Source organism: Mesorhizobium huakuii (genome assembly GCF_014189455.1).
Lineage (GTDB): Bacteria > Pseudomonadota > Alphaproteobacteria > Rhizobiales > Rhizobiaceae > Mesorhizobium > Mesorhizobium huakuii_A.
Map to the genome: position 1 here is coordinate 84,076 of NZ_CP050298.1, position 15,160 is coordinate 99,235.

General features: G+C 59.7%; 14 protein-coding genes and 6 pseudogenes. 10 read left to right on the forward strand and 10 right to left on the reverse strand.

Going from position 1 to position 15,160, the window contains the following annotated elements; all coding sequences use genetic code 11:
• Window positions 1–83 precede the first annotated feature (83 nt).
• The 5 genes from HB778_RS36715 to HB778_RS36730 are packed head-to-tail and all read left to right on the forward strand — an operon-like array spanning window position 84 to window position 5,267.
• The gene (locus HB778_RS36715) at window positions 84–1,067 is read left to right on the forward strand and encodes an IS5 family transposase (protein ID WP_183454929.1); all 984 of its coding nucleotides are present in this window, start codon (window positions 84–86) and stop codon (window positions 1,065–1,067) included.
• 12 nt (window positions 1,068–1,079) lie between these two features.
• A complete protein-coding gene (locus HB778_RS36720; RefSeq protein WP_183454888.1) occupies window positions 1,080–1,352 on the forward strand; it encodes a Tn3 family transposase in 273 nt (90 codons plus the stop codon).
• Window positions 1,349–3,364 carry a DEAD/DEAH box helicase gene (locus tag HB778_RS42955; RefSeq protein WP_280515980.1) on the forward strand — a complete coding sequence of 672 codons (2,016 nt, stop codon included), beginning with the start codon at window positions 1,349–1,351 and terminating at the stop codon, window positions 3,362–3,364. Before HB778_RS36720 ends, HB778_RS42955 begins: the two co-directional genes overlap by 4 nt.
• Window positions 3,361–4,155: a DEAD/DEAH box helicase gene (locus HB778_RS42960; RefSeq protein WP_280515981.1), complete on the forward strand. Its 795-nt coding sequence runs from the start codon at window positions 3,361–3,363 to the stop codon at window positions 4,153–4,155. The genes HB778_RS42955 and HB778_RS42960 overlap by 4 nt, the downstream gene beginning before the upstream one ends.
• Entirely contained in the window at window positions 4,152–5,267 is a 1,116-nt protein-coding gene (locus tag HB778_RS36730; RefSeq protein WP_183454887.1) for a hypothetical protein, read from the forward strand. The genes HB778_RS42960 and HB778_RS36730 overlap by 4 nt, the downstream gene beginning before the upstream one ends.
• A 187-nt stretch (window positions 5,268–5,454) precedes the next feature.
• Here the strand turns inward: HB778_RS36730 and HB778_RS36735 are convergent.
• The 6 genes and pseudogenes from HB778_RS36735 to HB778_RS36760 all read right to left on the reverse strand — a co-directional run.
• Window positions 5,455–5,553: pseudogene (locus HB778_RS36735) on the reverse strand (IS5/IS1182 family transposase); the annotation flags it as partial.
• A gap of 592 nt (window positions 5,554–6,145) precedes the next feature.
• Window positions 6,146–6,728: pseudogene (locus HB778_RS36740) on the reverse strand (multicopper oxidase domain-containing protein); the annotation flags it as partial.
• 95 nt (window positions 6,729–6,823) lie between these two features.
• Window positions 6,824–7,494: pseudogene (locus HB778_RS36745) on the reverse strand (ABC transporter permease).
• Window positions 7,491–7,748, reverse strand: a complete 258-nt coding sequence (locus tag HB778_RS36750) for an ROK family protein (RefSeq protein WP_244662113.1) — start codon at window positions 7,746–7,748, stop codon at window positions 7,491–7,493. Before HB778_RS36750 ends, HB778_RS36745 begins: the two are co-directional and overlap by 4 nt.
• 36 nt (window positions 7,749–7,784) lie before the next feature.
• Window positions 7,785–8,240, reverse strand: coding sequence for a phasin (locus HB778_RS36755; RefSeq protein WP_183454886.1), 456 nt, complete (start codon window positions 8,238–8,240; stop codon window positions 7,785–7,787).
• Window positions 8,241–8,428: 188 nt separating this feature from the next.
• Entirely contained in the window at window positions 8,429–8,884 is a 456-nt protein-coding gene (locus tag HB778_RS36760; protein WP_183465553.1) for a phasin, read from the reverse strand.
• 496 nt (window positions 8,885–9,380) lie between these two features.
• On the opposite strand from HB778_RS36760, the gene HB778_RS36765 reads away from it, so the two are divergent.
• From HB778_RS36765 to HB778_RS36775, 3 genes are all read left to right on the forward strand, one after another.
• Window positions 9,381–9,584, forward strand: a complete 204-nt coding sequence (locus HB778_RS36765; RefSeq protein ID WP_183455063.1) for a hypothetical protein — start codon at window positions 9,381–9,383, stop codon at window positions 9,582–9,584.
• 62 nt (window positions 9,585–9,646) lie between these two features.
• Complete coding sequence (locus HB778_RS36770; protein WP_183465569.1) at window positions 9,647–10,351, forward strand: IS6 family transposase; 705 nt, start codon at window positions 9,647–9,649, stop codon at window positions 10,349–10,351.
• 108 nt (window positions 10,352–10,459) lie between these two features.
• On the forward strand, window positions 10,460–10,687 hold the full coding sequence (locus tag HB778_RS36775) for a hypothetical protein (RefSeq protein WP_183454884.1): 228 nt from the start codon (window positions 10,460–10,462) through the stop codon (window positions 10,685–10,687).
• Between the two features lie 266 nt (window positions 10,688–10,953).
• On the opposite strand, the pseudogene HB778_RS36780 reads toward HB778_RS36775, so the two are convergent.
• Window positions 10,954–11,278 (reverse strand): annotated as a pseudogene (locus tag HB778_RS36780) (IS6 family transposase); the annotation flags it as partial.
• 67 nt (window positions 11,279–11,345) lie between these two features.
• A pseudogene (locus HB778_RS42235) lies at window positions 11,346–11,454 on the reverse strand (IS110 family transposase); the annotation flags it as partial.
• A gap of 204 nt (window positions 11,455–11,658) precedes the next feature.
• Between HB778_RS42235 and HB778_RS36785 the strand changes: the two are divergent.
• A complete protein-coding gene (locus HB778_RS36785; RefSeq protein WP_183453740.1) occupies window positions 11,659–12,684 on the forward strand; it encodes an IS110 family transposase in 1,026 nt (341 codons plus the stop codon).
• 418 nt (window positions 12,685–13,102) lie between these two features.
• Here the strand turns inward: HB778_RS36785 and HB778_RS36790 are convergent, their stop codons facing one another.
• Complete coding sequence (locus HB778_RS36790; protein ID WP_183454882.1) at window positions 13,103–13,741, reverse strand: acyl-homoserine-lactone synthase; 639 nt, start codon at window positions 13,739–13,741, stop codon at window positions 13,103–13,105.
• An 80-nt stretch (window positions 13,742–13,821) separates the two neighbouring features.
• On the reverse strand, window positions 13,822–14,541 hold the full coding sequence (locus HB778_RS36795) for a helix-turn-helix transcriptional regulator (protein ID WP_183454880.1): 720 nt from the start codon (window positions 14,539–14,541) through the stop codon (window positions 13,822–13,824).
• 125 nt (window positions 14,542–14,666) lie between these two features.
• Between HB778_RS36795 and HB778_RS36800 the strand changes: the two are divergent.
• A pseudogene (locus tag HB778_RS36800) lies at window positions 14,667–15,143 on the forward strand (transposase); the annotation flags it as partial.
• Window positions 15,144–15,160: the final 17 nt, after the last annotated feature.

A 15,160-nucleotide genomic window follows, 5' to 3' on the forward strand; every position in this document is an offset into this window, starting at 1 on the left:
GTGGCTGAGCGTTGGTGCATGGATCCTTTGTCAACGGTTTGGCGATAGGCAGGCAGGATCGAAATCAGCTTGATGCGAGAGCCATGCCGTACAAACACAACGCAGATCGTCGTCATCACGTCGGAAAGATGACATTCAGGGTGACGAATTGGCGTGACTACGAAGCAGGTCTGCGCCGGCGTGGTAGCCTGACCTTATGGGTAACGCCGGAGGCACTGGCGGGATGGCGCGCTCCGCGACGCAAGACCCGCGGCGGCCAAGCCCGGTATTCCGATCTCGCCATTGAGACAGCGCTGACGCTGGGTTGCGTCTTCGCAATGCGGCTGCGCCAGACCGAGGGATTGCTCCACTCGCTGCTGGATCTCATGGGGCTGAAAGTCCCAGTTCCAGATCATACGACGCTGAGCCGTCGGGCACAGAAGTGGGAGCCATCAGCCCGACGAAACCCGCCGCTGCCGGACGGCCCGCTGCATGTGCTTGTCGATAGCACGGGATTGAAAGTCTACGGCGCCGGGCAATGGCTGGAGCAGAAACATGGCGCCAGATCACGTCGCAACTGGCGCAAGCTGCATCTGGCAGTGGATGCCAAAAGTGGCGCGATCATTGCCCAAAGGCTGACAGATCAGGACACGGATGATCCTTCCCAGGTGGCACCGCTGCTCGATCAGATCGACGGCGAGATCGACCAGTTCACAGCCGACGGAGCCTATGACGGCAAGCCAACCTATCGGTCTATCCTGCAGCACAGCGCAACCGCGAACATCGTCATTCCACCGCGTTCCACGGCGGTGGAAAGCGGTGATGCCGGACCGCCTGGTCAAAGGGACAAGCACATTGCCGCAATCGCAAGCGACGGTCGGCTGAAATGGCAGGCAGCCACCGGCTACGGCAAGCGGGCGCTGAGCGAAACAGCCATCGGACGATACAAGGGGCTGATCGGACGGCGCCTGCGAGCACGCTCTCTTCCGGCTCAACAGACCGAGGTTGCCATCGGTTGCATCGTTCTCAACCGCATGCTGGCATGGGCACGCCCGGAGTCTATCCGGCGTCAAGTCACGCAGGCATAACCAACTACATTAATGATCGAAATGCGTTCGATTTCATATCCGCGCACCAACGCCGTGGTCAGCGCTATCATCTTGTGGAACACGGTCTACCTCTCGCAAGTCGTTGAAAGCCTGCGGGCAGAAGGGCACGATCTGCCGGATGAAATCATCCGCCACATCTCCCCGCAGATATGGGAGCACATCAACCTTACCGGCATCTATGATTGGAATGGGGAAGGCCGCCCCGAGGGCACATTCCGTCCGCTCCGTCATGCCACCAAAGAGAAAATCGTGGAGGCGGCGTGAGCAGAACGCCCAAAATTCAAGCCGGACCAAGGCCAGCCTTTTCGCAGGGGGTGCACACGAGCGAATATGGCCATGGCATTCAACGGGGAGAAGAAACCGGGGCAAATGAGCCCACCGATCCAGCGCAAACGGGTCTTGTCTCGGCGCTCTCTCCGCATGGCGCGTTGCGTTTGGAAGAAGCAGACGAGGGATTCGTTCTCGATGCTACTGTCGCGGCGCACATCAAGGATGCCTTTCATCACGGGGCGGGCTTCGGGCTTCTCACGTTGGGCCTTGTCACCGATACGCCTTTGTCACCTGACTTCGCGTTCTGGCAAAACTTTGCCTGCCGCTTCATCGCGGCGCGCTGCCATGCGGAAACTGGTGGAGTGGTTTGCCCTGGCACCGACGACCTCAACGGCCTTGTCGATGAAGCGCCACCGATGCGTGGTGGCGAATATCTTGATGCCACAGTGCTTGCTGACCTATGGGCATCGCTCAGGGCTGCCCTTGAAGCCGATCTGGCAGCCAGCGGGCTTGACCTCTCGGCCTATCTCGAGCGTCACGACAGTCGCTGGCGGCATGTTGGACGCGTGCATTTCAATCTCGCCGAAAACCGCAAGGATGCCGAGCGGCCGTTTGCGTTTCTCGCAACGTATGTGCCGGGCCTCGGTGCGCAAAACGCATTGCGCCACGCACCCCTTGGCGGCGCGCTGCGCGAATTTGCCGGAACTGGCGCCAAAGGCCAACTGCTGAAGCTGCTGGAACCGGTCAGTCGGGCAAGCGAACGCTGCGGGTGGCTCAAGGCCATCGTCGATTCGGGCGAGATCTTCCATCCCCTGCGCTGGACGCCTGGCGAGGCGATGCAGATGCTGTCGGATTTGACCGCGCTGGAGCAAGCGGGGATCATCGTGCGGATGCCGGCATCGTGGCCGAACCAGCGCCCTGCCCGCCCGATGGTCGAGGCAGTTGTCGGCGCCAGCGAGCCTTCAAGAGTGGGGACCGAGCAACTGATGGATTTCTCGATCGAGGTCGTGCTCGATGGCGAGGCGTTGAGCGCTGCGGAAATCGAACAGCTTCTGTCAGCAGCGGACGGACTGGCGCTGTTGCGCGGCAAATGGATCGAACTCGATCGCGACCGGTTGGCGGCCGCCCTGGATCGCTACGGGGAAATCGAACGGCTCGCCAACGAGGAAGGCATATCGTTCGGACAGGCGATGCGACTGCTTGCCGGCGCCGGGATTGGCGACGAACGCGACGATGCTGCCGCGTTCGCTGCGCAATGGGGGCAGGTGCGGGCAGGGCCGTGGTTCGCAGAGGCGCTTGCCGCTTGCCGAAACCCGGAAACGCTGGACAACGCCTTGCCGGGCGATGCGTTGCGGGCGAACCTGCGTCCATACCAGCAAGTGGGCGTGCAGTGGCTGTCGTTTCTCACGCGCCTCGGGCTCGGCGCCTGTCTTGCCGATGATATGGGCTTGGGGAAGACAGTGCAGGTGCTGGCGCTCGCGCTGGCGATGCGCGCAAACGCGCCTGGCTTGCCCCCGATCCTGATCGTGGCCCCGGCCTCGCTGCTGGCCAACTGGGCCGCAGAAGCCGATCGCTTTGCACCCTCGTTGCGGGTGTTCATCGCGCATCCCGCATTCGTGTCGCGCGATGAACTGTCGGCACCGGACACGTTTCTCAGCCAATCTGATCTGGTGGTTACCTCCTATGCCTCGTTGTTGCGACAGGGCTGGCTGGCGCAGACGCATTGGCATCTGGTGGTTATCGACGAGGCGCAGGCGATCAAGAACGTCGCAACCAAGCAGACGCGCGCCGTCAAGGCCCTGCGCGCGGAGGGACGAATTGCGCTCACCGGCACACCGGTTGAAAACACTCTGGGCGATCTGTGGTCGATTTTTGACTTTCTCAACCCTGGCTTGCTGGGGACCGCGCGTGCCTTTCGCGGCTTTGCCAAGCAACTCGCGGCGCAGCAGCCACCGAACTACGCCCCCTACGCAGGCTCGTCGCGCCCTATATCTTGCGGCGGATGAAAACCGACCGCCGCGTCATCGCTGATCTCCCCGATAAGACCGAGGTGAAAGCCTGGTGCTCGCTCAGCCGGAAACAGGCGGCGCTCTATCAGAACACGGTCGACAATTTCGAGCGCCTGCTTGAGGAATCCGGCGACGATATGAGCAGGCGCGGTCTGGTTCTTTCGACGCTGATGCGGCTCAAGCAAATCTGCAACCATACTGCCCATGGAGGGGGCTCAGATTGGGCACATGGCGACAGCGGTAAATTCGAGCGGCTTGCTGACATCGCGACGACCGTTGCGAGCCGTCAGGAAAAGATGCTGGTGTTCACCCAGTTTACCGAGATTATCGAGCCGTTGTCCATGCTGTTGACCGGGGTGTTTGGCCGACCGGGCCTGGCGCTCAGTGGTGCGACGGCGGTGGCCAAGCGCAAGGATCTGGTGGCCCGGTTTCAGGAGGACGAGCATATTCCGTTTTTCGTCCTGTCGCTCAAGGCTGGCGGATCGGGTTTGACGCTGACAGCGGCCTCGCATGTTGTACACTTTGATCGTTGGTGGAATCCTGCGGTCGAGAATCAGGCAACTGATCGCGCTTTTCGGATTGGGCAGAAGCGCAACGTACTGGTGCATAAGTTCGTCTGCCGTGGCACCATAGAAGAGCGGATCGATGAGATGATCGAAGCGAAGCAGCATATGGCCACGCAGTTGCTGGGCGGTGGTGGTGAGGTCAACCTCACCAAAATGGGGAACCGTGAACTGCTTAATCTTGTTCGGCTTGATCTCTCCAGCGCGATGATGGAGCCAGTATGAGCTATTGGGGTTACAAGCCTTACGTTTCGGTCGCACAACGGCGTGCCGATGCGGCAAAGCAGGTCAAGCTCCTGTTGAAAAAAGGGCAGACGGTTTCGCCCGTTGTCATCGAGGGTCGGCGCATTGCGGCAAGTTTCTGGGGCAAAGCTTGGTGCGACAACCTTGAGCGCTATTCCGATTTTTCCAATCGTTTGCCCCGCGGGCGCACCTATGTCAGGAACGGTTCGGTCGTGGATCTTTCCATCGCCGAGGGCAGCGTTGAGGCTCTGGTCAGCGGTTCGCAGATTTACAAGGTGCGCATTGACATTGCCCCGGCCACCCCGCCGCGCTGGAGTGCGATTTGCGCCGATTGCACCGGCTCGATTGGCTCGATCGTCGAACTGTTGCAAGGCAAATTGGCGAAAAAGGTGATGGAACGCGTTTGCCGGGAGGGCGATGGCCTGTTCCCTGGCCCCCAGGAAATCAAATTGGCTTGCACTTGCCCAGATTGGGCCGAGATGTGCAAGCATGTCGCGGCCGTGGCTTATGGCATCGGGGCAAGGTTCGATGCCAATCCGGATGCACTTTTCACACTGCGAGGCGTCGATCGCAATGAACTCATCGCCATCGGCGTCGATCCGTCAATGACCGAGGCAACAACAAACGAGCGTGTCCTCGCCGACGACGATATGGCCGCCCTGTTCGGTATTGAACTGGATGTACCAGGCCCTTCGACAGCCATCGCACAGGGTCGGAGCGCGATGCCAAAGGCCAACACTGAGCAGCGGCGAGCCAGGAAATCTGACACGACGCAAAAGGTTCGAGACACAGGGGCCGAAATCAAGTCGCCACGACTCGCAGCCAAGCCGGACAAGCATAAGCGTGACCCTCTGCCGACCACGCCGCATGAGGGGGTCGGATCGAAGCAGCCTCTTGGCATTCCCCAGATCGTCAAACCACCTGTGATAGATCGGGGTGAGGCAGAGCAAGCCACCGGCGATACCCATAAGTTGACACCTCGCGCCAAACTGCGCGAAGCGGCAGCACACACCGGCGGGCGACCAGTTCGGCTCTCAGTGCGCAAAAAACTCGCAGAGGCATCTCGAGACGAAAGGCGCGGGAGGCCTCGGTAATGCCTGCGACAAGCCTTGTTCGCTATACGTTCTCAAATGTCGTACAGCCACGCACAGTTCTTGTCGTCACCCCGTACCTGGCCTCACATGGGCTTCTTGGGGTCAAGGGTTAAATTTAGCAACGCATGAGCAGAACTCCAGGACTGTTTCGGCATCCAAGGTTTGAGCCCGATTGCATGACCGGCCGTCTCCGGCGCAGACCTGCTTCGTAGTCACGCCAATTCGTCACCCTGAATTTCATCTTTCCGACGTGATGACGACGATCTGCGTTGTGTTTGTACGGCATGGCTCTCGCATCAAGCTGATTTCGATCCTGCCTGCCTATCGCCAAACCGTTGACAAAGGATCCATGCACCAACGCTCGTGAGCAATGATCTCGGTCGGAAAGCGATGGTTCTTGTAGCGGGCGGCAGCCTCAGACATGCCCGGTGCCTATCGTCAATCCGTCAACGCTGAAACAACGTGACAGCGCCCGTTCCACATATGCGGGTTGATCGGAAAGGTCGGGCGGAGGACCAGGAAAGCCATCCATGAAGAGCGGGGTACATCCGGTCCCGTCCAGCGCCTCAGGTTGAAAGGACGGCTTCCGTGCCGTGCCGAAGCGATCTCGGCGCGGCCGCCAGTTCAATCGTTATGGCTGCGAGAAGCCTCTCCGCGTCGCGTCTCATCGTCGACGATCGCCTGGACCACTGCGATATCCATATGCGAACGAGGCGAGATCCTCGCTATTTCGGCCGCCACCTTGGCCCAATGGACGAATTCGCCGGCTTGCCCTGAAGCCCGTGCCCGAGCGGCCAAACGCTGTGCCTCGTAATAAGCGCCGGGCTCGTCACGATGCACCAGACGGCGCGCGTCTGACTGCCATCTCAGGCGGATTTTCCTTCGGTCCTTCGGGTGGATGACGAAGAAGCCCATCATGCCCATGGCCATCTGGACCATCTCGTCAGAATGCGGGTGGTACATGAACGTCCCGCTCTTAACCAGGTCGAACTCGTAGACGGAGGTCTTCCCAGGCGGGATTTGGGGCTGCGTCAGCCCACCCACGCCGTCCATACCCGACGGCAGGATCATGCCGTGCCAGTGGATAGTGGTGTGCTCCGGCAGCTTGTTGGTGACGAAGATCCGGACGCGGTCGCCTTCCAGGGCCTCGATTGTCGGACCGGGGGACTGCCCGTTGTAGCCCCATAAGTAGCCGGTCATGCCCGGCGCCATCTCGCGCTCGACGGGTTCGGCGACGAGGTGGAATTCCTTCACGCCGTTGTTTATGCGATGTGGCAGGGTCCAGCCGTTGAGCGTCACCACCGGCTGGTAGTCGGGGCCGCCTTTTGGAAAGAGCGGCGGCTGCATGTCGGGGGATTCCATGATCGGCGCGTCAGGCAACCCCTGCGCCGATGTCTTGGTCCACGCGGCCGACCCGACCAAAAGGGCGCTAGCGCCAAGCATCTGTCGTCTTGAGAGCATCGTCGTCATTCCTTCTGATTAATCGAGCGCGACGAAGGCATTGTCCTTGAGGTCGAACCGGCGCGTGACGTTGTCGAAGACCATCTTGGGCGGCATCACACCCGCTCCTGCCAGACGGTCAGCCGGCGCTCGATCACCTGCAGGATGCGGTCCATGGCAAGGCCGAGGATGCCGATAGTGATCAGGCTGACGAAGATGGCCGGCAGGTCGTAGTAGAGCTGTGCCTGCTGCATGCGGAAACCGAGGCCGGTCTGCGCGGCGATCAGCTCGGCCGCGACCAGCGTCGCCCAGGCCGATCCGAGCCCGATGCGCATGCCGACCAGGATGAACGGCGTCGAGGCGGGAATGATGACGAGCAGGAAGATCGTCATGTCCCGGGCGCTGATCGCCAGCGGAATGATGGCTAGCGGCGGGATCATGCGGAAGACTGCAGGTAGGGCTCGATGAGCGGACGCGCGACCTTGTACCAGCCCATGACGAAGCCGACCGGGATCGCCAGGATCACGCCGAGCAGGAAGCCAGTCAGTACCCGCGCCAGGCTGGATAGGATGTCGGTGGCGAGCTGCCCGCTGGCGATGACATCAGCAAACCTTGCCGCGACCTGTGGCGGCGGCGGCAGGCCCACTGCGCCTCCCGCCGTCAGCGCACACCAGATGGCGATGCCGGCGACGAGCCCGCAAAGATTGAGCGCAAGGCCGGCATAGTCGGTGCCGTGGCCCTCCTGCGGCCCGCCACTGGCGCGCGTCGCTTTCGCCGCCTCGCTCATCGCGACATCCCCGAATAGAAGAACTGGTCGAGCGCCGCTGCGGAAGCACCGATGGCGCCGGCGCCGGGGCCAAGGCTAGACCGCTCGATCCGAAGCACATCGCGCATCGGCGGCAGGACGCCGGCCCGGATGTGGTCGATGAAGCTTTCCGGGGCCTCGGCCAGGTGGCCGCCAAAGACGATCAGGTCCGGATTGAGCAGGTTGGTTGCGGTGGCAATTGCCGTCGTTAGGTGCCGGAGGGCTGCATCCCACACCTGCGGGTGCTTTTCCACCGCGGCAAGCCGGGACGGTCAGGCCGCCTTTACGTCGGTCAGCGCCTTCTCCAAGGCGTCCTTGATCGGTTTGGTGACGTCGGCCACCCCCTTGGTGCTGAGTGCCTGGAATTCCTTGGCCTGCTCCACACACATTTCGACCCGCTTGCGCAAGAAGTTCGACTGCAGCGCGATAACTTGCGACGGCAACTTCGCGCCAACCAACGCCTGTAGATGAGAGAGGTCTGCCTCGGCGTTGGCCCGCAATGCACCCATCGTCTTCAACGACAGCTCGTTACTGACCGCTTTTGTGTTTTCGAAGATGGACTTGAGCATTTTCTGGGCGTCTTCAGCACCCGACGCGAATTTGACGAGAGCTCCTGTCGACAGCTCGCCCACCTTTTCGGCGACTACACGCAGCTGATCGGCGGCTTTGGCAGGGTCTAATGCCGGGAAGTGGACTGTTTCGATGTCTTGATCTTCGGTCTTGGCCATTTCGTTATCCTTCTGGTCGACGATCTCTCTGATGTGCGTATGCTCATTTTGCATTGCACGCCCCGCCTGACGAAGCAGGTCGCATCGCATTCCAGGCGGAACGTCGCCGTCATGGGAACGGTGCGGTCACTGCGGTCCCCGTGTCAGCGGGCCGTGCTGACACGCGGGGTATTCGGTCGCTTGAACGATCAGGCGACCTTGAGATCCCTGAGCGTATTCTCGAAGGCGTCCTTTACTGGTTTGGAAACGTCGGTGACCGCCTTGGTGGTGAGCGCCTGGATGTCCTTGGCTTGCGCGACACTCATTTCGACGCGCTTGCGTAGGAAGGTCGTCTGCAGCTCGATTACCTCGGACAGCGACTTCGCGCCGACCAGAGTTTCAAGATGTGAAAAGTCGGCTTCGGCATTGGCGCGCAGCGCGGCAAGCATCTTCAGTGACAGTTCATTGCCGACCGATTTGGCAGTTTCGAAGGTCGACTGAAGCGCCTTCTGGGTATCTTCAGCGCTCGACTGGAATTTGGCAAGCACTTCCTTTGACTGCTCGACCCCCTTTTCGGCGACAACGCGGAACTGATCGGTGGCCTTGCCAGGGTCGAAGGCCCGGAATTCGACGGTTTCGCTCGGCTTGTCTGCGGTCTTGGACATTTTCTGATCCCTCTGGTTGGCGATGGTTTGTTGCCTGCGATGCATGCGGGTCGATTAAGCTGCCTTCTGTGGATTTCCAGTGCTCGTCATCGGCCGGACATGGAGTTGTTCGGACCTGTTCGACCCATCTCTGCAATAGAGCGGAATTCGGTCGCCGGCTTGCCGGTTTGACCGAATGGCTATCCGGTCGTCGCGGTCATTATTGTTTTAGGCTTGGTCATGCCCTTGCATTCCCTCAATGGTGACGGCTCCGATGCGACCCCACGGCCATGATTTTAACAAGCGCCAATGTTCAATCTACTGGGGAATCTACTGGGGGTCTGGCAATGCTCGCATCCTAGTCCCTATGATTGCTGGCCTGAGGGCGGCCCGTCATCCGATATGCAACGGTACGAGGGTTAAGCCGGCTGGCCGGCGCAGAGCCTCATGCATGGGAGACGGGCCATATGGACCATATCAGATTTGTCGGTTTGATATTCACAAGGAACGGATCTCGGTGGCGGAGAGCAGACGCTCCGGCGCGGTGGACTATCTCGGCGAGATTGCCAATGATGCTGATACCATCAGCAAGCTGTGCGACCGTCTCGGACGGTCCGGCAAGCCGCTGGCGTTTGCTATGAGGCCGGCCCGTGCGGCTATGGCGTTCATCGCCAACTCACGCGCCTCGGCCATCGGTGCGACGTGGTGGCGCCGTCGTTGATTCCGCCGGGCGCTGTCACGTTGTTTCAGCGTTAACGGATTGACGATAGGCACCGGGCATGTCTGAAGCGAGCTGCCGCCCGCTACAACAACCATCGCTTTCCGACCGAGATCATTGCGCACGCCGTTTGGCTCTATTACCGATTTCCCTTGAGCCTGGGCCATGTCGAGGAGATGCTGCTGGAGCGTGGGATCGTGGTTTCGTATGAGACGATCCGCCGCTGGGGCCGCAGATATGGACCCGACTATGCCCGTCGCATCCGCCGGAAGCCGCCGTCGAAGGATGACATTTGGCCTCTTGATGAGGTCGCGGTAAGCATCAATGGCAGGCGACGCTGGTTGTGGCGCGCTGTCGACCAGGACGGCTACGTGCTCGATGAGATCGTCCAGACCCGCCGCAACACCAAGGCTGCCCGGCGCTTGCTGACCCGGTTGTTGAAGAAGCAGGGGAGCACTCCGAAGCGGATGGTCACGGACAGGCTGCGCTCCTACGGCGCGGCGAAACGCCAAGTCATGGCGAATGTCGAGCATCGTTCGCACAAAGGCCTTAACAACCGGGCGGAGAATTCTCATGTGCCGTTTCGCAAACGGGAGCGGATGCGGCAGGGCTTCCGGTCGATTGGCTCATTGCAGCACTTTGTGTCGGTCTTCTCCGCCCTCCGCAATCTCTTCGTTCCAGCCTGCACAAACTGCTCTGCCTCCCAAATCCGCAATCATCGCCTTCAAGCCATCGCCGAATGGAAAGCCGCTGCCGGCATCACTGCCTGAACGGCATCTCACCGCGTTACACTCGCCGCCCTTTAGACAACGTGACAGCCCCTGCCAGTGTCCAGACGGCGCAGCTGGGCGGGATCGAGCTGGAGCCCATCCGCGCGCATGGCCGCGCCCACTTCCGTAATCTGGCCCGGCATCCACATACCTTCGTGCGCCGACGTAGCGCTGACCTTCCAGAGCAAGGCGATGGCAGTTGCTTGGGCCAAACATTTCAAATTCGAGTTCATGCTGATCTCGCTTTCATCCTGCTTCCTGTTCTACGCAGACTGGCTCGATGACTACCGGGATGGCCGGCGTGCGCCAGCGCCCGCGCGGCTGCCCACCCCGTGAAGACTGAGGGACCGTTAACGCAAAGAATCCGGATGACGCTCACCTCTCATCTCATTGTATCGGTTGCGTGCAACGTTTGCGGATCATCTGCTGCACTAATCATGCCAAAGGAATAAAACCTTCAATTCCAACGTGGCGAGCTGCCCCATCTCCGACATCATCGTAAACCCGACACTGTCGTCCGCAGTAGCCATGAAGCGCTGCTACCAACGGTTGTGGCGGAGCCATCGTCGTCCTGGCGGCGACACACCCGCTGCCCGGAAGGGCAGGTCGCGCTGCTCGCTGAACCAAAACTCGACTGTGTCACCGACAGTGTCGATGGCGCGATAGAGATACATCCACTGGCCGCGGACCTTGATGTAGGTCTCGTCGACATGCCATTTGCCGGTCACGCTACGCTTGCGCCGGTTGAAACGCTCGAGCAACAAGGGCGAGAAACGAACCGTCCAGCGGTGGATGGTCGTGTGATCGACCGTAATGCCCGCGCTCGGCCATCACCTCCTCAAGATCATGCAGGCTCAGATTGTACGCCAGGTACCAGCGCACGCACAGCAGGATCACGGATTGGTCGAACTGGCCGCCTTTGAACATTGCAACCTCCGAAATGATCGAAGGCTCCTTGCCACTCGCGAGTAACAAAAACGTTGCAACACATCCACTGCGAGCGGCGCAGAGCACGACGCACGATCACGGCTCCATCTTCATATCCCATGAACCTGAAAAACGGATTTGGCCAAATCAAGCCCGACTGTGGTAATATTCTTCATGGAGCGGTCCTTCTGCTTTGTGGCGTTTCACGACCACGTTGGGCACTTTTGATGCCGTTCGGGAAGGGCCTTCCACATGGGGTAATCGCGGGAGCGAGTTGCCCTAGAAATCAATCGTAGTCTTGGAGGGTGGCTGTTCCCCGATAGGATGGAAATACGGGCTCACGGCTGACGCCGGGCCCAAACATCGAATGGAGAACAGCCATGGAAGAATATATCGGTCTCGATGTGTCGATGAAAGAGACGGCAGTTTCGATCCGCCGTGAAGGCGAACGGATCTGGCGCGGGAAGTGCGCATCTGATCCCAACATCATTGCCGAGCTTGTCCGTAAGCGGGCGCCAGCTGTAAAACGAGTGGTGTTCGAAACGGGGCCTCTCTCCGTATGGTTCTATCATGCGCTACGCGCCAAGGGATTACCGGCAATCTGCATCGATGCCCGTCACGCCAAAGCTGCGCTCGATATGGCGGCGAATAAGACGGATGCGAATGATGCCGATGGTTTGGCGCAGCTTGCAGAAGTCGGGTTCTTTCGCGAGGTGCGCGTGAAAGGTTTCGACAGCATGTTGACCCGGACGCTCGTGTCGGCTCGCACCCGGCTGGTCCGAATCACCACCGAGCTTTCAAACCAGATCCGGGGGCTCATGAAGACATTCGGGTTGCTCGTTCCTGCAGGTAAGGGAACCACATTCGAGAAGAACGTTCGGGGCCTTCTTATCGATCACAAGGAACTTGCTCTTATCGTGCTGCCGATGTTGGAAGCCTGGCGCGGGATACGGATTCGTGCCGCCGAGCTTGGGCGCCAGCTCGTCGCAGATGCACGTCAGAGCCAGGCATGCCGCATACTCATGTCGATCCCTGGCATCGGCGCCATCACCGCAACCTCCTTCGCCACTGCCATTGAAGATCCGGGCAACTTCAAGAAGTCCCGATCTGTTGGCGCCTGGATCGGCCTGACGACGCGCCGCTACCAATCCGGAGAAGTCGATTATGACGGCCATATATCCCGACGCGGTGACCGCCATTTGCGAGGGCTTCTCTACGAAGCAGCGTCGGTCATTCTGACGCGTAGCACGACCGAGAGCACCCTGCGGACATGGGGCCTCAAGCTCCGCGAGAGGATCGGCTTCAAACGCGCGGCCGTTGCCGTAGCGCGCAAACTGGCGGTCACGATGCATGCGATGCTCAAGACTGGCGAGCTCTTTGATCGGAACGCAGGAGCAACAACATGAAATTTGCGGATAGCGTTCAGGATCTGAGCGCCTGAGACGTCCCTGCCGGGACGTGGGGCCGAGCCATTCCGCTGATGGGGTTGCACCGCTGACTCAGCAAAGTGCGTCGTCCACATTGAAGGCTCCTCCCGCGAAGCTCCATCATGCGGCGACCGATGTCGACCGCGAAGACAACCGTGTACCCGGCAAACGCATCTCCAAGAACGAAGATACTTGACGTCCCCACGGCGATTAGACAACCTCATCAGCTTCGGGCCGATTAGGCCAGTAGATTTATGCGCATCATGGCACGATCTACCTTCACTTAGGCGTTACGATTCCTCTCATCATTTGCAGCGCGAGAAGGGCCGCAGCGTATTACAAAACTGTCGTCACGCCCGAACCGCTTCATTCGCTGGGTATATTGTTCGGCCAGATCTTAATGCCCGTCCTGGATAAAAGGTTTCAATGGGCCCCGCCTCACGAGCAGCGTCCGATCGATGCCGAGTAGGCGGCGAACACTTTTCAGCGCCGCGTCATCGACGTGGATGTAGGCCACAATGCACATTTCGCCTTCTATTTCCTGGGCGAGGCCGAGCGGCGTGACCTGCCATTTGAGAACTTGGTGATGCGACATGAAACAGGTTTCCTGGATGCCTCCGATGGCAGAGAGCCCTTCTTCGACAGCGAATTCCATCACCGCGCAGCACAATTCGGTGAGAGTGCCGCGACGGGACACACTGCGCTTGGATGGCACAACGTAGGTGCGGGTCCATTCCGCCCAATCGGATCGGCACGGAACCCCGGTGCGCTCGCACATCTGTGGAAACATCTTGGAGACCAGATGAGGCTGACTGGTCGGTATCAGCCTGGCCGATGTAACCACGTCGCCGTCCTCAATTCCCAGGATGTACGTTGCAGCATTCGTGTCGAACTCATCGGTTTCCCGGCCATCAGGGCTTTCTGGCCGCCATCTTTTTTGGTTGACGAAAATATCATGTCGCCAGCGCAGAAACTGGTCGAATTCGTGCGCATACAGGTGTTTGTTCTCGCTCGTAACAACGTGCGCTTGAATCATCGCCGTTCTCTCCGCTTTCTAGCAAGAAAGTTACGATTCGTGCGCCAGTCGTCACCCGCGACAAGTACGGGTTGACAAATTCAAGGGTGTATTATCCCCCGTCTTATGGCCTCAACAATTGCTTGAATGGTTTTGGCAACGCCGAATTTTTTGCGAGTCGATTGGAGGTGCCACTCCACCGTTCTCTCCGCCAAGCCGAGTATCTCAGATATTTCCCAGGCGGATTTGCCAAGGGCCGCCCAATACAGCATCTCTTTTTCCCGCTGTGTAATTGTTGGGCCGTGAGGCGGCTCATCATCCTTTTCTGCCAAAGACTGCCCCGCGTACATTGCCATGGCAACAAGCCGTTTCTTTTGACGGTCTGAAATGTCGCATCGGTTGCCCGGCGATGCAAAAGACATGACGGATCGCCCGTGATGGAGGCTGAGCATCGGAACGGCAAATCCGCTGCGCATGCCGAATTCTCGCGCTTCACCCTGCACCGCACTCGATTGTTTAGTTGCGGAAAACCTTTCTGGAATGTCAGCCCAAAAGAAAGGTTTCAGTGTGCGAGCGGCAAAGATGCTGACCCCGTCGACAGCCGCGTGATTGGCACTGACATACCGTTCGAACCAAGCCACAGGCCAACCGTTCAGCTCCACCATCGAAGCCAATTTTCGACTATCGACGGGAACCCCACTAAAAATCAGATGATCGAAGCCCAGCACTTTCACCGTCGAAAGAAGGTCGTCCAGAAGGCTTTTTGATCGCCGATGAGATTCGCAGCGTTCAATGAAATCGAAGGCGTCGGTGTCTTCCATCGATGACCTATGCCCTAGCCCGAAAAATTCACGGCGGGTTGGCGGATGTGGAGCAAACCGTTGAAATGACGTAGGATTTGGTTGCTAAAGCCGATCCGAATCATTTCCCGGAGACCACACCCGCCATGAATGATCTTACCCTGCCGCTGAGCGGTTTGTCATCAGTGGGCGGCAAGTCCGTCGTCGCCCGTTTCGACGGCGGCATGTTGTCCTCCAACTGTGGCGTTCTGGCGCTGGCCGAGGTGGAAAAACGACTGCGGGTGGCCGACCGTCTGGCGCGTTGCATCGATGATCCGCGCTGCCCGGACCAGGTCGTCCACAGCCTGGCGGACATGATCGGCTTTCGCATGAAGATGATCGCCGCCGGCTATGAGGATGGCAATGACGCCAACCGGCTGCGCTCCGATCCGGTCTTCAAGATGGCCCAGGATGCGCTGCCGTCGGGTCGGGATCTGGCCTCCCAGTCGACGATGTGCAGGCTGGAGAACCTGCCCGGCGTGCGGGAGCTGGTCGCCATGGGGCGAGCGATGATCGACCTTTACTGCGCCTCCTTCCGGCAGGTGCCGAAGCGGATTGTGCTCGACATCGACGACACGTTGGATCCATTGTCATAATACCC

Bases quoted from the DNA above. Each gene is read 5' to 3' on its own strand.
- HB778_RS36785 (WP_183453740.1), top strand. From the start codon at position 11,659: ATGGAAGAATATATCGGTCTCGATGTGTCGATGAAAGAGACGGCAGTT.
- HB778_RS36730 (WP_183454887.1), top strand. From the start codon at position 4,152: ATGAGCTATTGGGGTTACAAGCCTTACGTTTCGGTCGCACAACGGCGT.
- HB778_RS36775 (WP_183454884.1), top strand. From the start codon at position 10,460: ATGGCCGCGCCCACTTCCGTAATCTGGCCCGGCATCCACATACCTTCG.
- HB778_RS36755 (WP_183454886.1), bottom strand. From the start codon at position 8,240: ATGGCCAAGACCGAAGATCAAGACATCGAAACAGTCCACTTCCCGGCA.
- HB778_RS36720 (WP_183454888.1), top strand. From the start codon at position 1,080: ATGATCGAAATGCGTTCGATTTCATATCCGCGCACCAACGCCGTGGTC.
- HB778_RS36790 (WP_183454882.1), bottom strand. From the start codon at position 13,741: ATGATTCAAGCGCACGTTGTTACGAGCGAGAACAAACACCTGTATGCG.
- HB778_RS36715 (WP_183454929.1), top strand. From the start codon at position 84: ATGCCGTACAAACACAACGCAGATCGTCGTCATCACGTCGGAAAGATG.
- HB778_RS36760 (WP_183465553.1), bottom strand. From the start codon at position 8,884: ATGTCCAAGACCGCAGACAAGCCGAGCGAAACCGTCGAATTCCGGGCC.
- HB778_RS42960 (WP_280515981.1), top strand. From the start codon at position 3,361: ATGAAAACCGACCGCCGCGTCATCGCTGATCTCCCCGATAAGACCGAG.
- HB778_RS36795 (WP_183454880.1), bottom strand. From the start codon at position 14,541: ATGGAAGACACCGACGCCTTCGATTTCATTGAACGCTGCGAATCTCAT.